Consider the following 243-nt stretch of genomic DNA (forward strand, 5'->3'; position numbering starts at 1 on the left):
TGCAGCTATCACAGCACGGATATCCCGCTCTACCAACTCATCATCCTTGTCCTTCAATGCGCCGATATTGATCACCATATCGACTTCGTGAGCACCATTGCTGATGGCATCTTTCGTTTCAAAAGCTTTAGTTTCCGGTGTGGTTGCACCTAGAGGGAACCCGATAACCGTACAAACTTTCACTTCTGACCCTTCCAAAAGTTCGCTTGCATACTTAACCCATGTCGGGTTTACGCATACGGA

General features: G+C 47.3%; 1 protein-coding gene. It reads right to left on the minus strand.

The genetic code is table 11. The features are described from left to right. On the minus strand, positions 1-243 hold a 243-nt coding region (gene deoC / locus SB773_RS34090; protein WP_410594919.1), incomplete at both ends, for a deoxyribose-phosphate aldolase.

The sequence above is a fragment of the Bacillus sp. SIMBA_074 genome (genome assembly GCF_046534555.1).
In the GTDB taxonomy this organism is placed as follows: Bacteria; Bacillota; Bacilli; order Bacillales; family Bacillaceae_G; genus Bacillus_A; species Bacillus_A mycoides.